Genomic DNA, 22959 nt, shown 5'->3' with positions numbered 1-22959 from the left:
CCGGCCCCTCAGATCCGTCCCGTCCGTCGCTGCCGGCGCAGCAGGAGCCCCAGGTACACTCCGCCGACGACCGCGGTCACCACACCCACCGGCAACTGGGCCGTCTCATGGATGCGCTGGGACGCGAAGTCCGCCGTCACCACGAGGAAGGCCCCGGTGCAGGTGGCCGCCAGGAGGTTGGGGCCGGGGGCCCGGGTGAGCCGTCGGGCCAGCTGCGGGGCGATGAGGGCCACGAACGGGATGGGGCCGGCCGCGGCGGTGGCGACCGCACAGGCCGCCGTGGCCAGCACCAGCAGAACGAGCCGGGTGCGCTGGACGGGCACCCCGAGGCCGCCCGCCACGTCGTCGCCCATCTCCAGGATCTTCAGCCTGCTGGCGGTGAGCGCCACCAGGGGCAGCACGACGAGCAGGCCGAGGGCGGCCGGGCGGACGTCCGCCCAACTCCGGCCGTTGAGGCTGCCGTTGAGCCACACCATCGCCTGTGCGGCCTGGGTGAACCGGGCCTTGGCCAGGAGATAGGCGTTCACACCCTGGAGGAGGGCGCTCACCCCGATCCCGACGAGCACCAACCGGTAGCCGTGGATGCCCTGCCGCCACGCCAGCAGATACACGAGGACCGCGGTCGCCAGCCCACCGCCCACCGCGCCGACCGCGATCTGCCCGCCGGTGCCGCCGACGAGCAGGACGACCAGCAGGCCCCCGGTGGCCGAGCCGTAGGTGAAGCCCACGATGTCCGGGCTGCCCAGCGGATTGCGCGTCAGGCTCTGGAAGAGCGCACCGCTCAGGCCGAGCGCCGCGCCGACCAGGATGCCGGTCAGCAGGCGGGGCAGCCGGAGGCCGTTGATCACGAAGTCGGTGCGCGGGCTGCCGTTGCCCAGCAGTGTGCGGACCACGTCCGCCGGGGAGATGGTGTACTCCCCGGTGCCGAGCGCGAGGACGCCGACTCCCGCGGTGGCGGCGAGGACCAGCACGCAGACCGTCACCGCGCGCACGTCCACCCGCAGAGAGAAGCGGTGCGAGGGGCTCCGTACGACATGCGCACGGGGGCGCAGGCCGGCATCCCCGGCCGGTGCCCGGGTCGTCATGCGGTCACCGTCCTGCGGTAGCGGACCAGGGCGATGAACACCGGTGCGCCGACCACCGCGGTGACCACGCCCGCGTCGAGTTCGTCGGGCCGTACGGCGACCCTCCCGAGGACGTCCGCGAACAGCAGCAGGGCCGGCGCGAGGAGCAGGGAAAGCGGAAGTGTCCAGCGCTGGTCGGCCCCGACGATCATGCGGGCGATGTGCGGGACGGCGAGACCGACGAAGACCAGCGGCCCGACGGCCGAGGTCGCCGCGCCGCACAGCAGCGTCATGGCCGTGAGGCCGAGGAAGCGCGTCCGGTCCACATGGGCGCCCAGCGCCCGGGCGCCGTCGTCGCCCAGGGCGAGCGCGTTCAGCGGCCGGACCAGCGCCAGCGCGAGCACCAGGCCCACCACGACGAACGGTGTGATCGTCGTCAGCGTCTCGCGGTCGGCCCGGGCGAGCGAACCCACGCTCCAGAACCGCAGTTGGTCCAGGGCCTGCGCATCGAGGAGCATCAGCGTCTGGCTGATGCCGGTGAACACGGCGGCGATCACCGCACCGCCGAGCGCGAGCCGCTCCGGAGTGGCCCCGCCGCGGCCGCCCGAGGCCAGCGAGTACACCAGCAGCCCGGCCACCACCGCGCCCAGCATGGCGAACCACACCGACGCCCACAGGCTCGTGATGCCGAGGGCCGTGATGGACAGCACCACGCCGGTGGCGGCGCCCGCGTTGATGCCGAGCAGCCCCGGATCGGCCAGCGGGTTGCGGGTGAGCGCCTGGATGAGCGCGCCCGCGACACCGAGCGCGGCGCCGGCCGCGATGCCCGCCATGGTGCGCGGTACGCGGACGTCCCAGATGACGGAGGCCGCGGTCGACCCGTCGTCGTGGAACAGCGCGTCCAGGACGACGCCCGGCGACAGGGCGCGCGAGCCGACCGCGAGACTCAGCACGGCGGCGGTGAGCAGCAGGAGCAGGGCGCCGACTACGGCCAGGGCGCGGGTGGAGTTCCGCCGCCTGGGGGGCTGCTTGTCCGTCTTTGCGGGAAGGGCCGTGCCGGCCTCAGTCGCCACCCATGCCCTCCGCGCGCAGGCGGTCGGCGATCAGCCGGCCGAGCGCCTTCTTGTCGATCTTGCCTACCGAGGTCCGGGGAAAGGCCTCGACGACCTCCACCCGGTCCGGGAGCTTATACGCGGCCACCCCCCGATCGGTGAGAAAAGCGGCCAACTCCCTTTGCCCCGGCGCCTGTCCGTGCGCGACGAGGTACGCGCAGGTGCGCTCGCCCATCGTCTCGTCGGGCATGCCGACCACGGCCGCGTCGTGCACGCCGGGGTGGGCGAGGATGTGGTTCTCCAGTTCCTCGGCGGAGATCTTGTCGCCGCCCCGGTTGATCTGGTCCTTGGCCCGGCCTTCGACGACGAGATGCCCGGAGGGCAGGATGCGGACGAGGTCCCCGGTGCGGTAGTAGCCGTCGGTGGTGAAGGCGCGGGTGTTGTGCTCGGCGGCGCGGTAGTAGCCGCGCAGGGTGTAGGGGCCGCGGGTGAGCAACTCGCCGTGCTCGCCCGGGGGTACGTCACGGTCGTCCTCGTCGACCACGCGGAGTTCGTCGGCGGGGGACAGCGGGCGGCCCTGGGTGCCGGTCACCAGCTCGGGCGGATCGTCGAGCCGGGTGTAGTTGAGCAGGCCCTCGGCCATGCCGAACACCTGCTGGAGCGTGCAGCCGAGCGCCGGTTCGACTCTGGCGGCGGGTTCGGCACCCAGCTTGGAGCCGCCCACCTGGAGCAGGCTCAGCGAGGAGAGGTCGGCCTCCTCCCACTCCACCGCGTCCAGCCACAACAGTGCGATCGGCGGGACCACGGCGGTGGCGGTGACCTTCTCCCGCTCGATCAGCGTGAAGGCGTCCTCCGGGCTCGGCGTGGGGGAGAGCACGACGGTTCCGCCCGCCATCAGCGTGCCCAGCAGACCGGGGCAGGCCAGCGCGAAGTTGTGCGCGGTCGGCAGCACCACCAGGTACACGGTGTCGCGGTCGAATCCGCAGACCTCGGCGCTCGCGCGGACGTTGTACGTGTAGTCGTCGTGAGTGCGCGGGATGAGCTTCGGCTTGCCGGTCGTACCGCCGGACAGCAGCAGGACCGCCACATCGCCCGGGTCGGGCACGGGCAGCGGGACCGGGTCGGCGTCGACCTCGGCGAGCGCGGTGAACTCCGCGGCGTCGCCCGCCACGAGCACATGCTCCACGCCGGGCACCGCCTTGCGCAGGGACCGGGCGAGGACGCGGTGGTCGAAGCCGTCGTGGAGGTCCGGGATCGCGTACGCCGTCGCTCCGGACACCTCGGCGACATGGACGATCTCGCTCTCGCGATGCGCGGGCAGGGTGAGGACCGGTATCGCACCCGCCCTCAGCAGCGCGAAGAAGAGCACCACGAAGGCGTCGGTGTTGGGCAGTTGGACCACCACGCGGTCGCCGCCCCCGATGCCCATCCGTCGCAGTCCCGCGGCCGTGCGGTCGGCGCGCAGATCGAGTTCGGCGTACGTCCACCGGTTTCCCTCGGCGTCGACGAGGGCGGTCCGGCGGGGGGTCCGCTCGGCGCTCTCCCGCAGCAGCCGGTCCAGCGGCCGCCCTTGCCAGTAGCCCTCTGCGCGGTACTTCTCGGCCAGCGGTTTCGGCCAGGGCACCCAACCGTCGAGCATGATCGACTCCCGCCTGCTGTTTAGGAAAGGCTTGCCTAATCATTCAACGGGGTCAAGCCCGAAGGGGCGATCTGGACGTCGCCGCGCCGTGGAGGCTAGGGTCGATACTGATTAGGTTAGGTTAACCTAACTCCAGGGAGGTAGGTCCTTGCTGCGTTACCGGAGCGCGGAGACGGAACTGCCGGGAGACCCCGTCCAGTTGGCGGCGCAACTGGCGGAGTCGGGCTTGTTCGACCCCTACGTGATCTATGAACGGAACGGCGACGTCTGGTTCGCCGGAGGCGCGCTCGGCGAGATCCTGGTCGACCGCTCCGAGATCCGCCGCCGCTGGCTCGCCGAGGAGACCGCAGCCCCACTGGGACCGCATCCGCTGCGCCAAGTCCAGCAGGAACTCGACCGGTTGGCCGTGGCGGACTGGCACGCCTACGGCTGGATGGCGTTCGAGTTCTCCCATCTCCACGCCGGCCGCCCCGACCGGGCGGGCGACGACGACCTGCTCCATCTGCTCGTCCCGCACAGCGAAGTGAGGCTCAGCCAGAAAGGCGCCCTGATCCGCAGCGCGGACCAGGAGACGCTGGACGCGCTGCTCGGGTTACTCGATCGCGCCGACGCGCACCGCCCGGCCGTACCCCGCCCCCTCGACGTCTCCGACGGCGATGGCCGCTACCCCGACATGGTGGCCCAGGCCATCGAGGAGATACGGACGTCGGACCTGCAGAAGGTCATCCTCTCCCGGTCCATCGACGTGCCCTTCCCGGTCGACTTCGTCGGCACCTACGTCCACGGCCGCTCGCACAACACCCCAGCCCGTTCCTTCCTGTTGAACCTCGGCGGGCGCCGGGTCGCCGGATTCAGTCCCGAGACCGTCGCCGAGGTGAGCGCGGACGGTGAGGTCGTCACCCAGCCGCTCGCCGGCACCCGCGCCCACGGCTTGGGCGAGCAGGAGGACGAGCGCCTGCGCGCCGAACTCCTCGCCGACCCCAAGGAGATCTCCGAACACGTGCTGTCGGTCAAGCTGGCCGAGGAGGAGATGGCCACCGTCTGCCGGCCGGGCACGGTCTCGGTGCGCGACCTGCTGAGCGTTCGCCGACGCGGCAGCGTGCAGCACCTCGGCTCCAGCGTCCACGGTCTGCTGGCCGACTCCGCCACGGCCTGGGACGTCCTGCGCGCGGTGTTCCCCGCCGTGACCGCATCCGGCATCCCCAAGGCCCCGGCCTACGACTGCATCGCCCGACTCGAGAAGGAACCGCGCGGCATCTACAGCGGGGCCGTGCTGCGGGCCGGCAGCGACGGAGCCCTCGACGCGGCCCTGGTGCTGCGCAGCATCTTCGAGGAGGACGGCCGCACCTGGCTGCGGGCCGGCGCCGGCATCCTCGCCGGGTCGACCCCGGAGCGGGAGCTGGAGGAGACCTGCGAGAAGCTCCGCAGCGTCGCCCCCTACGTCGTCCCCGCACAGGGTTAGGGGCGCGCGCGTGCGACTGGGAGAAGTGGTGGTCGACGTAGCGCCGTTGCGCACCGGCAGGGACTTCAGACTGATCTTCGCCACCCAGGCGATCTCCATGGTCGGCACCCATCTCACCTCGGTGGCGGCCAGCCTGCAGGTCTACCACCTCACCGGCTCATCGGTCCAAGTGGGCCTGATGAGCCTGGTGTTGGGCCTTTCGCTGCTGGTCGGCCTGGTCACGGGCGGCCTGCTCGCCGACCGGGTCGACCGGCGCAAGGTCATGCTCGTCACCCGGGCCGTGACCGCGGTGGTGATCGCGGGGCTCGCGGTGAACGCGGCGCTGCCCGACCCGCAGGTGTGGTTCGTCTTCGTGGCGGCGGTCCTGGCAGGCGGCACCAGCGGCCTGGGCGGCCCCGCCCTGATGGCCGCCACGCCGGCCCTGGTCGCGCCCGGGCAGCTGGCCGCGGCGGGCGCCCTGACCACGCTGACCGCCCAACTGGGCGGCATGGTCGGGCCGTCGCTCGCCGGCGTGATCGCGGCCGGGCCCGGCGTCGCCGTGTGCTTCGCGATCGACGCGGCCATATACGTCGTAGGACTCGCCCTCCTCGCCCCGCTGCCGAAGCTCGCCCCCGAAGGACGTGCCGAGGCGCAGGATCAGCATCCGCTGAAGGCGATGGGGGAGGGGCTGCGCTTCCTGCGCGGCAACCAGGTCGTGGCCGGACTGCTGCTCATCGACGTGTGCGCGGTGGTCTTCGCGATGCCGTACGCGCTCTTCCCCGAACTCGGCACCGAGCACTTCGGCGGCGGCCCGTCCACCGTCGGACTGCTCTACACCGCCCCCGCGGTCGGCTCCTTCTTCGGCGCGCTGACGAGCGGCTGGACGGGCCGGGTGCATCACACCGGACGGGCGCTGATCGGCGCGGTCGCGGTGTGGGGCGTGGCGATGACCTGCTTCGGCCTCAGCCCCAACATCTGGCTCGCGCTGGCCTTCCTCGCCCTCGCCGGCCTCGGCGACACGGCCTCGGAGATCCTGCGCCGGGCCCTGCTCCAGCACTACACACCCGACCGCCTCCAAGGCCGGGTCGGCAGCCTGTGGCTCGCCCAGGCCACCGCGGGACCCTCCGTCGGCAACGTCGAGGCGGGCCTGGTGGCCAGGGCGCTCGGGTCGTCGAGCGGGGCCGTGGTGCTGGGCGGACTGGTTTGCCTGGCGGGTGTGGGAGCCGTGGCCCTGGCCATGCCGGGGCTGCGGAAGGCCACGCTCAGCCGGCCCCCGGAATCCGGCGGGGACGACCGGGCGGTGCCCGCCGAAGCCTCCCCGGCCGCCGACTGACACGGCTTCGCACGACAGGGCGGAGAACCATGCCGAGCGCGCGGATCAACGGAATCCGGCCACGTTCTTCCGCACCCCTCCGCTGGTGAGTTAGGTTAGCCTCGCCTAAGTAGTCTCCTCAGGGGGTCATGGTGCACCGCACCTTGCTGAACGGCAAGATCCACCGAGCCACCGTCACCCAGGCAGATCTGCACTACGTGGGATCCCTGACGATCGATCAGGACCTCATGGAGGCCGCCGACATCGTCGAGGGCGAAGCGGTCCAGGTCGTCGACATCGACAACGGCGCCCGCCTGACCACCTACGCCATCACCGGCGAACGCGGCAGCGGCGTCATCGGGATCAACGGCGCCGCCGCCCATCTCGTCCATCCCGGACACCTGGTGATCATCATGTCCTTCGCCGCGCTCGCGGAGTCGGAACGCGCCACCCATCGGCCGCGCGTCGTCCATGTCGACAAGGCCAACCGCATCGTCGCGCTCGGCGCCGACCCCGCCGAACCGGTGCCCGACGAGCCCGACCAGTTCTCCGGAGCCTTCACCCACGCCGCGCCACGCCAGGCCGGCGAGCACGAGAGGAACTGAGCCATGGCCAACCCCTTCGACGACGACAACGGCGTCTTCCGCGTCCTGGTCAACGACGAGGGCCAGTACTCCCTGTGGCCGGACTTCGCGCCCGTACCCGACGGCTGGTCCTCCGTGCACGGCCCCGACGGCCGGGCCGCCTGCCTGGAGTACGTCGAGCGGCACTGGACGGACATGCGCCCGCGCAGCCTGGCCGAGGCCATGCGCGGGGCCGAGGGCTGATGGCGGGCCGCCCGGCCGTGGAGGACGTCCTCCCCCTGTCGCCGATGCAGGAGGGGATGGTCTTCCATGCGCTGTACGACGAGGGCGCACGGGACATCTACACCGGCCAGTTGGTCATCCGGCTCGACGGTCCGGTGGACGACCTGCGGATGAGTCTGGCCGTCACGGCGCTGCTCACCCGGCACGCCAACCTGCGGGCCGCTTTCCGGACCTCGCGGTCGGGGCGCCCGGTCCAGGTGGTGAGAAGCGCGGTCCGAATCCCCTGGCAGGTCACGGACCTCAGCCCGATGGCGCCGCACGAGCGCGAGCAGGCCTTCGACCGGCTGCTGGAGGAGGACCGCGACGAGCGGTTCGACCTGGCCCGCCCGCCGCTCGTGAGGTTCCGCCTCGTGACCTTCGGGGAGCGGCACCACCGGCTGCTGATCTCCTCGCACCACCTGCTCTGGGACGGCTGGTCCGCCCCCGTCCTGGTGCGCGAGCTGTTCCAGCTCTACACCGCGGGCGGCGACCGCGCGGCCCTGCCTGCCGTACGGCCCTACCGCGACTACCTGGCCTGGCTCTCCCGCCAGGACCGCGAGGCCGCAAAGCAGGCGTGGAAGGCCGCCCTGCACGGGCTCGACGAACCGTCACTCATCGCGCCCGAGGCCCGCAACCGGCCCGTCGAGCAGCCCGAGCGGCTGGTGGTGGAGCTCACCGAGGAACAGACCTCGGCACTGACCGCCGCCGCACGCGCCCACGGCGTCACCGTCAGCGCAGTACTCCAGGGCTTGTGGTCCGTCCTGCTCGGCAGGCTGACCGGCCGCACGGACGTCGTCCTCGGCGCCACCGTCTCAGGCCGCGACGCCGACGTTCCCGGCATCGAGACAATGGTCGGCCTCTTCATCAACACCCTGCCCGTACGAGTGCGGTTGCGGCCCGAGGAACCCCTCGCAGACCTGGTCGCGCGGCTCCAGTCCGAGCAGTCCGCCCTCCTCGGGCACCAGCACCTGGGCCTCGCCGACATCCAGCGGGCCACCGGACACACCGTTCTCTTCGACACCCTGCTGGTCTTCGAGAGCTACCCCATCGACGACGACGGCATCACGGGCGCCCTCGGACCCGACGGCCCCCGCATGACCGCGGTCTCCGTGCGCGACGCCACGCATTACCCGCTGACCGTCACCGCCCTGCCCGGCACCCGGCTGACCCTGACCCTCAGCCACCAGCCCCGTGCCCTGGACCATGCCGCGGTGACCGCTGTCGCCGCCCAACTCAAGCGCCTGATCGGCGAGTTCATCGACGAACCCACCCGCCCCGTCGCCCTGCTCGCCACCGACGAGCACCCCACCCCTAACACCGCCCGCCCCCTCCCGCATCCCACGGTCCGCGCCCTCTTCGAGGACCAGGCGACCCGCACCCCCGACGCCCCCGCCGTCCTGCACGGCGACACCACCCTGTCCTTCGCCGAACTCGACGCCCGCGCCGACCGGTTGGCCGCCGCCTTGAACGCCCGCGGTGCCGCCCCCGAGTCCGTGGTCGCCGTGGCCCTGCCCCGCAGCCCCGCCCTGGTCACCGCCCTCCTCGCGGTGCTGAAGGCCGGAGCCGCCTGCATGCCGATCGACCCCGGATACCCGCCGGACCGTATCGCGCTGATGCTCGCCGACGCAGAGCCCCGCCTCGTGATCTGCGATGCGCCGACAGCCCAACAACTCGACGTTGAGCAGCAGTTGGTTTGCCCGCCGGACGCGGAGGCCGCCGTACGGGACCGACCGCCGCTGTCGGCCGAACACCCCGCGTACGTCACCTTCACCTCCGGCTCCACCGGCCGCCCCAAGGGCGTGGTCGGCACCCAGCGGGGCCTGGCCAACCGCCTCGACTGGGGCCGCGAACTGGGGTCCGGGCAACCCGGCGTCCGCGCCTCCAAGAGTCCACTGAGCTTCATCGACGGCCTCACCGAACTGCTCGGTGCCCTCGTCGCAGGCGAGGCGGTGGCGCTCGCCGACGACGAGGCGACCGCCGACCCGACCGCGCTCGCCGCGCTGGCCGACCGCCACCGGGCCACCCTCCTCACCGCCGTCCCCAGCCTCTACGCCACCCTCGTCGAATCCGCCCCGCCGGACGCCTTCTCCTCCGTGCGCACCTGGATCTCCAGCGGCGAACCCCTCCCCGGCGAACTGGCCGAGACGATCACCCGGCGCTGGCCACAGGCACGCCTGGTCAACCTGTACGGCTGTTCCGAGGCGGCCGGCGACAGCCTGATCCACGTCCACGACGGCGGCGAGGGCCCGGTACCGCTCGGGCAGCCGATCGCGAACACGCGCGTCCACGTCCTCGACCCGTTCCTGCGACCGTCCCCCGTCGGCGCGGTCGGCGAGTTGTACCTGGCCGGGGCCGGACTGGCCCGCGGCTACCTCAACCAACCGGGCCGCACCGCCGAACGGTTCGTCGCCGACCCCTTCGGCCCGCCCGGCAGCCGCCTCTACCGCACCGGCGACCTGGCGAGGCTCCGGTCCGACGGCACGGTGGAGTTCCTCGGCCGGGCCGACGACCAGGTCAAGATCAGGGGCTTCCGCGTCGAGCCGGGGGAGATCGAGGCGGTGGTCCGTGCGCTGCCGGGGGTGGGGCGGGCCGCGGTCGTGGCGCGGGAGGACGGGACGGTGTCGCGGCGCCTGGTCGCGTACGCCGTGGCAGCCCCGGGTGCCCGCCTCAATCCCCTCGCCCTGCGCCGTGCGCTCGCCGAACGGCTCCCCGGTCATCTCGTCCCGTCGGCGGTGGTGGTCCTGAAGGAGCTGCCGTTCACTCCCAGCGGCAAGCTCGACCGACGCGCCCTGCCCGCCCCCGACTTCACCGACACCGGCACCTTCGAACCGCCGCGCACCGAACCGGAGAAGGTGCTGTGCGGGCTGTTCGCCGAGGTCCTCGGGCTGGAACGGGTCGGCGTCCACGACGACTTCTTCGAACGCGGCGGCGACAGCATCGTCTCGGTCCGACTGGCCGACCGGTCCCGCAGGGCCGGACTCGCCCTGTCCCCGCGGGACGTCTTCACCCACCGCACCCCGGCCGGCCTCGCCCGGGCCCTGCCCGACGAAACCGGCCCCGCGCCCGAGGAGTTCACAGCGACCGGCGCTCCGCTGGTGTCCCTCAGCCAGTCGCAGCTCGACAACGTCAAGGCGAGGTGGAGGACTCGATGAGCAAGGCACCCGGGGACGACGGTTCCCTGGTCGAGGACGTTCTGCCGCTCTCCCCGCTGCAGCAGGGCCTGCTGTTCCACGCCCTGTTCGACGAGGGCGCCCAGGACGTCTACACCATGCAGTCCCTGGTGGAGATCGACGGCCCCCTGCGGCCCGCCCTGCTGCGCACCGCCGCGGAGGAGCTCTTCGCCCGGCATGCCAACCTGCGCAGCGCCTTCCTGCACGAGGACCTCGACGAACCGGTGCAGGTGGTGCTCAAGCAGGTGCCTGTGAACTGGGCCGAGGCTGCGGTCACGGGGGAGGGCGAGGTGGCCCGGCTGGTCGCCGAGGACGCCACCGCCCGCTTCGACCTCACCGACCCGCCACTGCTGCGTCTGACCCTCGTACGCCGTGCCGCCGAACGCTGGCTGCTGATCCTCACCAACCACCACCTCCTCCTGGACGGCTGGTCCATCCCCCTCCTGCTCCGCGAACTGCTCCAGCTGTACGCCGCCCAGCTCGCCCCCGGCACCACGGCCCCGCTGCCCGCCGTACGGCCGTACCGAGACTTCCTGGCCTGGCTCGCCTCCCGCGACCGCGAAGCCTCCGCCGACGCCTGGCGCACGGCGCTGGCCGGGGCGACGCCGACGGTACTGGCGCCCACAGCCGCCGGATTGCTCCCCGTGCCGCCCGAGCTGCACACCCTGCGGCTGACCGAGGAACTGACCGGCCGGGTACAGGAGTTCGCCCGGAGCCGGGGCGTCACCGTCAACACGGTCGTGCAGGGGCTGTGGGCGCTGCTGCTGGCGCGGCTGACGGGCCGGGACGACGTGGTCTTCGGGGCGACCGTGGCGGGGCGGCCCGCGGAACTGGCCGGGGTGGAGTACATGATCGGCCTGTTCATCAACACGGTGCCGGTCCGGGTGACCTTACCGCCGGGCGAGCGTGCGGGCGCCTTCCTGCGCCGAGTGCAGGACGAGCAGTCCCGCCTGATGGACCATCACCACATGGGCCTCACAGAGATCCAGCGCCTCTCCGGCGCGGGCGACCTCTTCGACACCCTGCTCGTCTTCGAGAACTACCCGATCGACGAGTCCGCGGTGGCCGAGGCCGAGGCATCGGCCGGCCTGCGGATCGTGGACGTAAAGGGCTCGGGCGCCACCCACTACCCCCTGACCCTGGCCGTGCTCGCCGAGCAACGACTCGGAGTCGTCTTCGAGTTCCGCCCCGACTGCTACGACCGTGCGGCCGTGGAGAAGCTGGCCGGACGCTTCGAGCGGCTGGTGCAGGCCGTGCCGGCCGACCCCGACACCCCCTTGGCCGCGCTGGACGTCCTCGAGCCGCCGGAGCGGGCCGCTCTGCTGACGGGCGGGGTCGGGGAGCGGCTGCCGGTGCCGTACCGCACGATGCCGGAGGTGTTCGAGGCGCAGGTGGCTCGTACGCCGGACGCGGTGGCGGTGGTGGGGGAGGGGCGGAGTCTGACGTTCGCGGAGTTGAACGCCGCGGTGAACCGACTGGCGCGTCACCTGGTCGAGTTGGGCGCGGGACCGGAAGGGATCGTCGCCTTCGCCCTGCCTCCGACCCCGGACATCATGATCGCGCTCCTGGCCATCCAGAAGGCGGGCGCGGCCTATCTGCCACTGGATCCGACGTGGCCGGAGGACCGCATCACGGGCATGTTGGAGGAGGCACGTCCGGTAGCGCTCATCACAACGACGACTGCAACGCGCTCCAAGGGGCGCGGGGCTGTGACATATGCGGCTCCGCCGCCTGGGCGCGACCAGCCACAGTCAACCCGCAGCCGCCATCCGGCATCGCCACCCGAGCGCTGCGCATTCCTTTTCCTCGACGCCTTCGAGACTCGTCAACGCCTCTCGCACACGAACACCTCCAACCTCACCGACGTCGACCGCCAGAACCCTCTTCTCCCCGACCACCCCGCCTACGTCATCTACACCTCCGGCTCCACCGGCCGCCCCAAGGCCGTCGTCGTCCCCCAACGAGCCATCGTCAACCTCTTCACCGCCCACAACACCGCCCTGCACGAACCCGCCGCCGCGGCAGTCGGCGGACGGCCGTTGCGGATCGGCCACGCCTGGCCCATCGCCTTCGACGCGTCCTGGCAACCCATGCTGTGGATGTTCGCCGGACACGAGCTCCACATGGTCCCCGAGGACGTCCGCCGCGACCCCACCGCCCTGCGCGACTTCCTCTCCCGCCACGGCATCGAGTTCATCGAACTGTCCCCCTCCCTGCTCGCCGAACTCGTCGCCCAAGGAGCCGACTGGCAGGCGGACTTGAAGGTGCTGGGCGTCGGCGGCGAGGCCGTGCCGCCGGACCTGTGGCGCACCCTGCGCGAGACGGACGGGCTGTCCGCGCACAACCTCTACGGCCCCACCGAATGCACCGTCGACTCGGCCGACTGCGACCTCGCCCTCAGCGAGCGGCCCGCGATCGGCCGGCCGGTGGCGGGCGGCACCCTGTACATCCTGGACGGACACCTCAACCCCGTCCCCGTCGGCGTCGAGGGCGAGCTGTACGTGGCGGGCGCCGGCCTGGCCCGGGGCTACCTCGGCCAACCCGCCGCCACAGCGGCCCGCTTCGTCGCCGACCCCTTCTCCGGCGACCCCGGCGCGCGCATGTACCGCACGGGCGACATCGCCCGCTGGACCGAGGACGGCCTGGTGGAGTGCCTGGGCCGGATCGACGGCCAGGTCAAGATCAGGGGCTACCGGATCGAACCCGGCGAGATCGAGGCGGTGCTGCTGGAGCACGAGCTGGTCGAGCGGGCGGCGGTCGTCGTCCGCGAGGACACCCCGGGCGTACGGCGCCTCGTCGCGTACGTCATCCTGTCCGCGCCGCCGGCCGAGGAGACCCCGGAGCTGCTGCGCCGGGCCCTGGCCGCCGTACTGCCCGACTACATGGTGCCGTCGGCGTTCGTCCCGGTGGACGGCTTCCCGCTCACCCTCAACGGCAAGCTGGACACCGCCGCCCTTCCGGCACCGTCCCGGTCCGCGGGTCCGGCCGCGCAGCCGCCCCGGAACCCGGTCGAGGAGCGGCTGGCCGCGCTGTTCGTCGCGGTGCTCGGGCTGGACACGGTCGGGGTGCACGACAGCTTCTTCACCCTCGGCGGCGACAGCATCGTGTCCATGCGGCTGGTCAGCCAGGCGCGGGCGGCAGGGCTCGCGATCTCGCCGCGGGACGTGTTCGAGCGGCCCACGATCGCGGAGCTCGCCGAACGGGCGGACGCCACGCGCACCGCCGAACGCAGGGCTACCGACCCCCACGCGGGAACCGGCGACATACCGCTCACCCCGATGCTGACGTGGCTCGCCGAGCAAGGCGGCCCCTTCCGCGGCTTCAGCCAGGCACGCTTCCTGCGGACCCCGGCGGACATGGACCTCGACGGGCTCCACCGCACAGTGCAGGCCGTCCTGGACCGGCACGACCTGCTGCGCTCCACCTTCGCCAGGGCCCAGGACGGGACCTGGCGTGTCCACGCGGGACCCGTCGGCTCGGCCCGGGCCGCCGACTGCGTACGGCGGATCGACGCCGAGCGGCTGGACCACACGGCGATCGGCACGCTGGTGCCGGAGGCGTTCGACGAGCTGGTGGCCGAGCTCGACCCGGCGGCCGGGGCGGTGGCGCGGTTCCTGTGGTTCGACGCCGGCGACGGTCGCGAGGGGCGGCTGCTGGTCGTGCTGCACCACCTGGTGACCGACGCGGCATCCTGGGGCGTGCTGGTCGCCGACCTGGCCGCGGCCTGGGAGGGCAGGGAGCTGCCACCGCCAGGCACGTCCTTCCGAGAGTGGGCGCAGACGCTGCAGGACCTCGCCCCGGCCCGATCGGCCGAACTCGCCTTCTGGAAGGGGACGCTGGAACGACCGGAACCGCCCCTGGGCGCCGGGCCGCTGGACCCCGCCCTGGACACCCGGGCGACGATCCACCGGCACTGGACCACGCTCGGCCCGGACATCACCGCACCCCTGACCGCCGCCTCCGTGCAGGAGGTGCTGCTGACCGCGCTGGCCCTCGCCGTACCGTCCTGGCGAAACACCTCCGACCGCTCGGTGCTGATCGCCCTGGAGGGCCACGGCCGGGAGGAGCACCTCCTCCCCGGCGCCGACCTCTCCAGCACCCTCGGCTGGTTCACCAGCGTCTTCCCGGTCCGCCTGGATCCCGGCACCACGGACCACGTACGCCGCATCCGCGACCAGTTGGCCGCCGTGCCCGACAAGGGCATCGGCTACGGCCTGCTGCGCCACCTCAACCCGGAGACGGCCAGGCAGCTCGTCGAACTCCCCGAGCCGCAGATCCAGTTCAACTACCTGGGCCGGATGGCGATCGGCGAGCGGCGCGAGTCGGCCGTGTTCACGAGCGCGCCCGAGACCGGTGCCATGGGAAGCGGCGCCGACCCGGGGATGCCCGCCCCCTACGCCCTCGTCGTCGACGCGGTGATCACCGGAGCGGAACTCTCGGTGTGCTGGCAGTGGCCGGAACGGCTTTTCACGGAGACGGAGATCCAACGGCTGGCCGCGCTGTGGACCACGTCCCTCGAACTGCTCCTGAAAGGCGGAGACCAGTGACGCAGCCCCCGACCGCCGACCTCGCCGCACGCAAGCGCGAACTGCTGCGCCGCAGGCTGGAGAGCGCCGGTCTGGCAGCCGCCGGGACCCGCTCCGAAGGCATCCCACGCCGGCCCGCGGACACGCCCCGGCTGCCGCTGTCGTACGCCCAGTCCCGGATGTGGCTGCTTCAGCAGCTCGACCCAGCCAGCCCCGCCTACAACGTCTGCCTCGCCATCCGGCTGCGCGGCCCGCTCGACCCGCGGGCCCTGCGCACTGCCTTACAGGGGCTGCTCGACCGGCACGAGGTGCTGCGCACCCGGTACCCCGCCGCCGAGGACGGCACCCCGGAGCAGATCGTGGACACCGACGCGGAGCTGGAGTTCGCCTCGGCCGACCTGCGCGGGCTGCCGGAGGAGGAGCGGGACCGCAAAACGACGGAACTGGCCCGCACCGCCTCGGCCACCCCCTTCGACCTCGCGGCCGACCACCCCCTGCGCGCCCTGCTGATCCAGCGCTCGGAAGAGGACCACACCCTCGTCCTGACGGTTCATCACATCGCCTGGGACGGAGGCACGTTCAACGCACTCTCGCGCGACCTGGGCGCCCTCTACCGGGCGGCCGCCACCGGCGAGCCCTCCGGTCTCGACCAACTTCCCCTTCAATACGGCGACTTCGCGCTCTGGCAGCGCACCACCTGGACCGACGAGCGACTGGCCGGGCACCTCGACCACTGGCGCACCACCCTGGCCCCCGCACCCCGTCCCCTGGCCCTGCCCATCGACGCCCCGCGCACGGCCCGCCCCACCGCGCACGGCGACCGCCGCTTCCACACCTTCGCCCCCGACGTCACCGACCGCCTCACCGCCTTCGCCCGGGGCGCGGGAGCGACGCCCTTCATGGTGCTGTTCGCCGGCCTGGCGGCCCTGCTGCACCGCACGACGGGCGCCACCGACATCCCCATCGGCTCGGCCGTGATGAACCGCGACCTCCCCGGCCTCGAGAAGCTGATCGGCAACTTCGGCAACACCCTCGCCCTGCGCGCCGACCTCGACGGCGACCCCGGATTCGTCGACCTCGTCGAACGCGTCAAGCAGGTGTGCACGGACGGATACGCCCACCAGGACATGCCCTTCGACAAGCTGGTGGAGCAACTGAAGCCGGAACGGCAGCCGGGCCGCTCCGTCTACTTCGACGTCATGCTCCTCTTCCTCACCCAGGGACTCGAAGGACCGCAGCTCCCCGGAGTGACCGCCGCATGGGAGACCGTTCACAACGACACCACCCAGTTCGACCTCTCCCTGGAGGCATTCCTCACCGGCGGCCGCCTGCGGATCGAGGCCACGTACCGCAGCGGCCTCTTCACCCCGGACACCGTCGACCGCCTGCTCCGGCACCTGGAGACGCTCCTCACCGCAGCCCTCACCGACCCCGAACTCGCGCTCTCCCGGCTGCCGTTGATGACAGAGGCAGAGCAGCGCCAGGTCCTGGAGGAGTGGAACGCCACCGGCCACCCCGTCCCCGCCACCCACCTCACCGACCTCCTCGCCCAGCAGGCGGCACGCACCCCCGACGCGCCCGCCCTCCTCGCCGACGACGGCTCGCCCGCCCTCGACCACGCCGCCCTGCACTCCCGCGCCAACCGCCTCGCCCGGCTGCTGATCTCCCACGGTGTGGGGCCCGAGAGCCTGGTCGGCGTGGCCCTGGACCGCGGAACCGATCTGGTGGTGGCGCTGCTCGCGGTGCTCAAGGCGGGTGCCGCGTACGTTCCGCTGGACACCGGCTACCCGGCCGAGCGGCTGGCGTTCATGGTGGGGGACGCCGCGCCGACGCTGGTGCTGACCGCCACGGACACGGCCCGCATCCTGCCGCCCGGAGTACGGCTGCTCCTGCTCGATGCGGAGACCACAGCGGCGGAGACCGCAGCCTTCGACTCCGTCGAGCTCACCGATGACGACCGGCTCCAGCCCCTCCGCCCCGAGCACCCCGCCTACGTCATCTACACCTCGGGCTCCACCGGCCGCCCCAAGGGGGCCGTCGTCCCGCACGCAGGAATCGCCAACCGGCTGCTGTGGATGCAGCAGACGTACGAACTCAGCTCCGAGGACCGCGTGTTGCAGAAGACACCCGCCGGCTTCGACGTCTCCGTCTGGGAGTTCTTCTGGCCGCTGATCACCGGAGCCGAGCTCGTGCTCGCCCGCCCCGGCGGCCACCGTGACCCCGGCTATCTCGCCGAGCTGATCCGCGACCGGCGCGTCACGACCGCGCACTTCGTGCCCTCGATGCTGCGCGTGTTCCTCGACGACCCTGCCGCCGAGCAGGCACGCGGCGTCCTGCGCAGGATCGTGTGCAGCGGCGAGGCCCTGCCCTCCGAACTCGCCGAGCGCTGCGCCCAGTCGTTGCCCGGAACCGAGCTGCACAACCTGTACGGCCCGACGGAGGCCGCCGTGGACGTCACCGCCTGGCCGTGCGCCGACGGGACGAGGTCCGCCGCCGGTTCCGTGCCGATCGGCCGCCCGGTGTGGAACACCCGCACCCTCGTGCTGGACGCGTCCCTGCGCCCGGTACCGCCGGGCGTCCCCGGCGAGCTCTATCTGGGCGGCGCCCAGCTGGCCCGTGGCTACCACCGCCGTCCCGGCCTGACCGCCGACCGCTTCGTCGCCGACCCGTACGGCCCGCCCGGCGCCCGCCTGTACCGCACCGGCGACCTGGTCCGCCGGTCCGCGCAAGGCGCCCTGGAGTTCCTCGGCCGGTCCGACGACCAGGTGAAGATCCGCGGCTTCCGTGTCGAGCCGGGCGAGACCGAGGCCGCCGTGGCCGCCCTGCCCGGAGTGTCCCAGGCCGCGGTGACGGTACGTCATGAAAAGTCGGCCGAGCCGAGGTTGGTGGCGTACGCCGTGCCCCACCCCGGCACCGCCCTGGAACCGCTGCAGATCAGGCAGGACCTCAAGGCGACGCTCCCCGACCACCTGCTGCCCGCCGCCGTCGTCATCCTCGACGGCCTGCCGCTGACCCCCAACGGCAAACTCGACCGTGCCGCCCTGCCCGCCCCCGACCTCGCCGACCTCACCACCGCCACCGCCCCCCGCACCGAGGCGGAGGCGACGCTGTGCGCCCTGTTCGCCGACCTGCTCGGGCTGCCCTCCGTCGGCATCCACGACGAGTTCTTCGCCCTCGGCGGCCACTCGGTCCTGGCCACGCGCCTGGTCGCCCGCATCCGGGCCGAGCTCGGGGCGGTGGTCCCCCTGCGGGCCGTCTTCGACACGCCGACCGTGGCCGCGCTCGCCCCGCTCCTGGAGGCACCCGCCGCCGAGCGACGCCCCGCGCTGCGGCCGGCCCGGCGCCCCGACCGGGTACCGCTGTCCTCCGCGCAGGCCAGGCTGTGGTTCCTCTACCGGCTGGAGGGCCCGAGTCCGACGTACAACATCCACACCGCCGTACGCCTCACCGGCCGGCTCGACACCGGTGCGCTGCGAGCCGCCCTCCAGGATGTCGTGGCCCGGCACGAGGCGCTGCGCACCGTCTTCCCGGACGACGACGGCACCCCCTACCAGCGGATCCTGCCCGACGCGGCCGTGCCCTTCGAGGTGGCGCCGACCCGGGCCGGGGAACTCGACGCGCTGCTGCGTGAGGCCGCCGGGTACTCCTTCGCGCTGGACGCCGAGATCCCCGTGCGCGCCACGCTGTACTCCATGGCCCTGGACGAGCACGTGCTGCTCCTGCTCGTCCATCACATCGCCACCGACGGCTGGTCGGCGGAGCCGCTGCTGCGGGACCTGGAGACGGCCTACGCGGCCCGGTCGGGAGGGGGCCGCCCCGTATGGCCGCCGCTCGCCGTGCACTACGCCGACTACACGCTGTGGCAGCGGCAGCTGCTCGACGAGAGCGGGTTGACCGAGGTCGAACTGGCGTATTGGCGGCGGCAGTTGGAAGGTATGCCGGAGGAACTCCAGTTGCCCGTCGACCGGCCCCGCCCGGCCGTCGCCGGATACCGGGCCGGTGCGGTCGACTTCGCCCTCGACGCGGAGGTCCACGGCATGCTGCGGGACCTGTCCGCGGAAGCCGGCGGCACCGTCTTCATGGCGCTCCAGGCCGCCCTCGCGGTCCTCCTCGGCCGTCTCGGCGCCGGGGACGACATCCCCCTCGGAACCCCGGTCGCCGGGCGGGGCGACGCGGCCCTCGACGACCTCGTGGGGCTCTTCGTCAACACCGTGGTGCTGCGCACCGACGTCTCCGGCGACCCGACGTTCCGTACCCTGCTCGCCCGGGTGCGTGAGACCGACGTGGACGCCTACGCCCACCAGGACCTGCCGTTCGAGCGGCTCGTGGACGCGCTCGCCCCGGCCCGCTCGATGGGCCGGCATCCGCTGTTCCAGGTGATGCTGGCCCATCAGCAAGCCCCGGACGGGACAAGGGACTTCGCCGGGCTGACGCTCAGCGAGCTGCGCGTCGACTTCTACACGGCGAAGACCGACCTCGCCTTCCACGTCTTCGAACGGGCCGACGGCGCGGGGATCACCGGGTCGCTCGTGTACAGCCGCGACCTGTACGACCCTGAATCCGCCCGGGACATGGTCGAGCGGTTCGTGCGGCTGGCCGGCGAGCTGGCCCGGCGGCCGGATCGGCCGGTGGCCCTGGCCGACGTCCTCACCCCGCGTGAACGGTCCCTGATGCTGGGGGAGTGGAACGACACCGCGCACCCCATGCCCGCCACCACCCTCACCGCACTGGTCGAGGAGCAGGCGGCGAAGACCCCTGACCTCATCGCCGTGGAGTACGGCATCGAGGGCGGTACGCGCCTGACCTACGCCGAACTAAACGCCCGCGCCAACGGCCTCGCCCGGCAGCTGACCTCGCTGGGCGTCGGACCCGAGCGCTGCGTCGGCATCCATCTGGAACGCTCGGTGGAGATGGTCGTGGGACTGCTCGCCGTGCTGAAGGCGGGCGGGGCCTTCGTCCCGCTGGAGCCGTCGTGGCCGGCGCGGCGGATCGCCGACGTGTGCCGGAGCGCGGCGCCGACGGCCGTGCTGGGAAAGCCGGGACACGGAGGGGCCCTCGGGGACGACGACGCACCACCGTTCGTGGAAGTGCGTCTGGACGGATCCGAAGAGCCGGACAACCCGGCCGTCCCCGTCGATCCCGAAGGCCTCGCCTACGTCATCTACACCTCCGGCTCCACCGGCGTCCCCAAGGGCGCCATGATCCGGCACCGGGCCATCGCCCACCGGCTGCTGTGGCAGCGCGGCCTGCTCGGCTTCGGCACCGAGGACGCGGCCCTGTTCAAGGCGCCGCTCGGCTTCGACATCTCCATCAACGAGATCTTCCTGCCGCTGGTGAACGGCGGCCGCCTGGTGATCGCCGAACCCGGCGGCGAACGCGACGTCGACTACCTGCTCGACACCGTCGAACGCCACCGGGTGACCTTCACCTACCTCGTCTCCTCGATGCTCGACCTGCTCCTGGAACTCGACGGCTTCGCCCTCAGGGCCCGCTCCCTCAAGCACGTCTGGTGCGGCGGCGAGGTGCTCACCCCCGAGCTGTTCGCCCGCTTCCGCGCCGCGAGCCCCGCGGTGATGTACCACGGGTACGGGCCGGCCGAGGCCACCATCGGCGTCAGCCACGTCGTCTACCGCACCGGCGCGATCCGCAGTGCCGTCTCCATCGGGCGGCCCAACACCAACACCCGGCTCCACGTCCTCGACGACCGGCTGCAGCCCGTCCCCGTCGGAGTGCCGGGCGAGCTCTACGCCGGCGGCATCTACCTCGGCCGCGGCTATGTGAACGACCCCCGCCGCACCGCCGACCACTGGGTGGCCGACCCGTTCGGCCCGCCCGGCGAACGGCTCTACCGCACCGGCGACCTGGTGCGGTGGCAGCGCGACGGCACCCTGGAGTTCCTCGGCCGGGCCGACAACCAGGTGAAGATCCGCGGCATGCGCATCGAGCTGGAGGAGATCGAGGCGATCCTCGAACAGCATCCGGGCGTCCGGCGCGGCGTGGTGGTGCTCCGGGAGGACGCCCCGGGCGTCAAGCAGCTCGCCGGGTACTACCTGGCCGCCGACGCCCTGGACGACCCGGACGACCTGCACGGCTGGCTCCGGGAGCGGCTGCCCGACCACATGGTCCCGCGCACCCTCACCGCCCTCGACGCCTTCCCGCTGCTGCCCTCCGGCAAGGTCGACCGCGGCTCCCTGCCCGCGCCCGAGACCACGACCTCCGCAGCGCCGACACGGGCGCCCGCGAACGAACGCGAGCGGCGGCTCTGCGAGTTGTTCGCCTCCGTCCTCGGGCTGGGCCGCGTCGACGTCGACGACAACTTCTTCGAGCTGGGCGGCGACAGCATCGTCTCCATCCGACTGGTCACCCTGGCCCGCAAGGCCGGGATCGCCCTCAGCCCCCGGCACGTCTTCCAGACGCCGACCCCGGCCGGCCTGGCCGCGGCGGCCGGTCAATCCGTGGAGCGCATCGGGGCCGAGATCACCGACGAACCCCTCGGTGAGGTGGAGCTGACCCCGATCATGCGGGCGACGGCGGGCCCCGACGGCTCCTACGGCGGCCTCGCCCAGGCGGTCCTGCTCGTGACCCCGCCGGATCTCACCTACGGCGCCGCCGTCGACGTACTCCAAGCGGTGCTGGACCGCCACGACATGCTCCGGGCCCGGCTGACGGACACGTTGGTGGTCCCCGCCGAGGGAGCGGTGCGTGCGAGCGATCTGCTGACCCAGGTGCGGGAGGACGCGCTCGACGATCAGCTGGCCGCCGCCGTGGCCCGGCTCGACCCGGCGGCCGGGCGTATGCTCCAGGCCGTCTGGTTCACCGACTCCGGCCGGTTGCTCCTTGTGGCCCATCACCTGGTCGTCGACGGCGTGTCCTGGCGGATCATCACATCCGACCTGGCAGAGGCATGGCGGTCGGGACGAGCCCTCCCACGCTCCGGAACCTCCTTCCGTACCTGGAGCAGGCTGCTGGCCGAGGAGGCGCGCAAGCCCGAGCGGGTGCGGGAACTCGCCCGTTGGACCGTGGAGTTGGACGGCACACGTCCCTTCCTGGAGCGCGACCTCGGCACCGCGGGGAGCGTGCGCGAACACACCCTCGTCCTCCCGGACGGCGTCACGGCACCCCTCCTGACATCCGTGCCCACCGCCTATCACGCCGCCGTCCCCGACGTCCTGCTCACCGCCCTCGCGCTCGCCGCGGCGGCCTGGCGGGAGCGGCGCGGCGACCGGACCGGCCGCTCGCTGCTCGTCGGCGTGGAGGGGCACGGCCGTGAGGAGGACATCGCCGGGGGCGGCGTCGATCTGTCGGCCAGCGTGGGCTGGTTCACCACGATCCACCCGGTCCGCATCGACCCCGGCCCGCTCGACCTCGACGCGGCGCTGTCCGGGGGTCCCGCCGCGGGCACCGCGCTCAAGCGGATCAAGGAGCAGCTGCGCGCCGTACCGGACCACGGCCTCGGCTACGGCCTCCTGCGCCACCTCAACCCCGACACCGCGCCCGCCCTGGAGAAACTGCCGCAGCCGCAGATCCTCTTCAACTACCTCGGCCGTTTCACCGCGTCGGATGCGGCGGACGAGCCCTGGGCCCTGGCCCCCGAGGCCCCGATGCTGCGAGTGCCGCCCGACAGGGGGCGCCCCCCGGCCTGCGGGCTGGAGATCAACGCCGTGGCCGTCGAGGAGGGGGCCGGTGTCCAGCTGCATGTCTCGGCGTCCTGGCCGGACGCGTTCCTGACCGGGGCCGAAGCCGGCGAGCTGCTCGGACTCTGGGAGCGCGCCCTGCACGGTCTGGCCCGGCACGCCGAGGACTCCCCGGCAGGCGGCCTCACTCCGTCGGACCTGCCCCTGGTCGAACTGACCCAGGAGGACATCGACGACTTCGAGAACGACTTCGACGACTTCTGAGCCACCACGGAC

Annotated in this window: 10 protein-coding genes; 7 read left to right on the top strand and 3 right to left on the bottom strand. The window is 72.7% G+C overall.

The features are described 5' to 3' along the window. Positions 1–8 precede the first annotated feature (8 nt). The 3 genes from ACQEV2_RS04085 to ACQEV2_RS04075 are packed head-to-tail and all read right to left on the bottom strand — an operon-like array spanning position 9 to position 3755. A complete protein-coding gene (locus tag ACQEV2_RS04085; protein WP_433036588.1) occupies positions 9–1085 on the bottom strand; it encodes a FecCD family ABC transporter permease in 1077 nt (358 codons plus the stop codon). Further along, complete coding sequence (locus ACQEV2_RS04080; RefSeq protein ID WP_433036586.1) at positions 1082–2137, bottom strand: FecCD family ABC transporter permease; 1056 nt, start codon at positions 2135–2137, stop codon at positions 1082–1084. The genes ACQEV2_RS04085 and ACQEV2_RS04080 overlap by 4 nt, the downstream gene beginning before the upstream one ends. Then, positions 2127–3755, bottom strand: coding sequence for a (2,3-dihydroxybenzoyl)adenylate synthase (locus tag ACQEV2_RS04075; protein WP_433036584.1), 1629 nt, complete (start codon positions 3753–3755; stop codon positions 2127–2129). The genes ACQEV2_RS04080 and ACQEV2_RS04075 overlap by 11 nt, the downstream gene beginning before the upstream one ends. 148 nt (positions 3756–3903) lie before the next feature. On the opposite strand from ACQEV2_RS04075, the gene ACQEV2_RS04070 reads away from it, so the two are divergent. From ACQEV2_RS04070 to ACQEV2_RS04040, 7 genes are all read left to right on the top strand, one after another. Beyond that, entirely contained in the window at positions 3904–5217 is a 1314-nt protein-coding gene (locus tag ACQEV2_RS04070; protein ID WP_433036582.1) for a salicylate synthase, read from the top strand. Between the two features lie 10 nt (positions 5218–5227). Next, a complete protein-coding gene (entS, locus tag ACQEV2_RS04065) occupies positions 5228–6529 on the top strand; it encodes an enterobactin transporter EntS (protein ID WP_433036580.1) in 1302 nt (433 codons plus the stop codon). 128 nt (positions 6530–6657) lie between these two features. Further along, a complete protein-coding gene (panD, locus tag ACQEV2_RS04060) occupies positions 6658–7113 on the top strand; it encodes an aspartate 1-decarboxylase (RefSeq protein ID WP_433036578.1) in 456 nt (151 codons plus the stop codon). 3 nt (positions 7114–7116) lie between these two features. Beyond that, positions 7117–7335, top strand: a complete 219-nt coding sequence (locus tag ACQEV2_RS04055; RefSeq protein WP_433036576.1) for an MbtH family protein — start codon at positions 7117–7119, stop codon at positions 7333–7335. Next, complete coding sequence (locus ACQEV2_RS04050) at positions 7335–10505, top strand: amino acid adenylation domain-containing protein (RefSeq protein ID WP_433036574.1); 3171 nt, start codon at positions 7335–7337, stop codon at positions 10503–10505. The genes ACQEV2_RS04055 and ACQEV2_RS04050 overlap by 1 nt, the downstream gene beginning before the upstream one ends. Beyond that, positions 10502–15070, top strand: coding sequence for an amino acid adenylation domain-containing protein (locus tag ACQEV2_RS04045; protein WP_433036572.1), 4569 nt, complete (start codon positions 10502–10504; stop codon positions 15068–15070). Before ACQEV2_RS04050 ends, ACQEV2_RS04045 begins: the two co-directional genes overlap by 4 nt. Then, a complete protein-coding gene (locus tag ACQEV2_RS04040) occupies positions 15067–22947 on the top strand; it encodes an amino acid adenylation domain-containing protein (protein WP_433036570.1) in 7881 nt (2626 codons plus the stop codon). The genes ACQEV2_RS04045 and ACQEV2_RS04040 overlap by 4 nt, the downstream gene beginning before the upstream one ends. Positions 22948–22959: the final 12 nt, after the last annotated feature.

Origin of the sequence: Streptomyces sp. CA-251387 (assembly GCF_050936625.1) — a bacterium.
Taxonomy (GTDB): Bacteria; Actinomycetota; Actinomycetes; order Streptomycetales; family Streptomycetaceae; genus Streptomyces.
The sequence above is the reverse complement of the archived record's forward strand: the minus strand, read 5'-3'. Positions and strand labels throughout refer to the sequence as shown.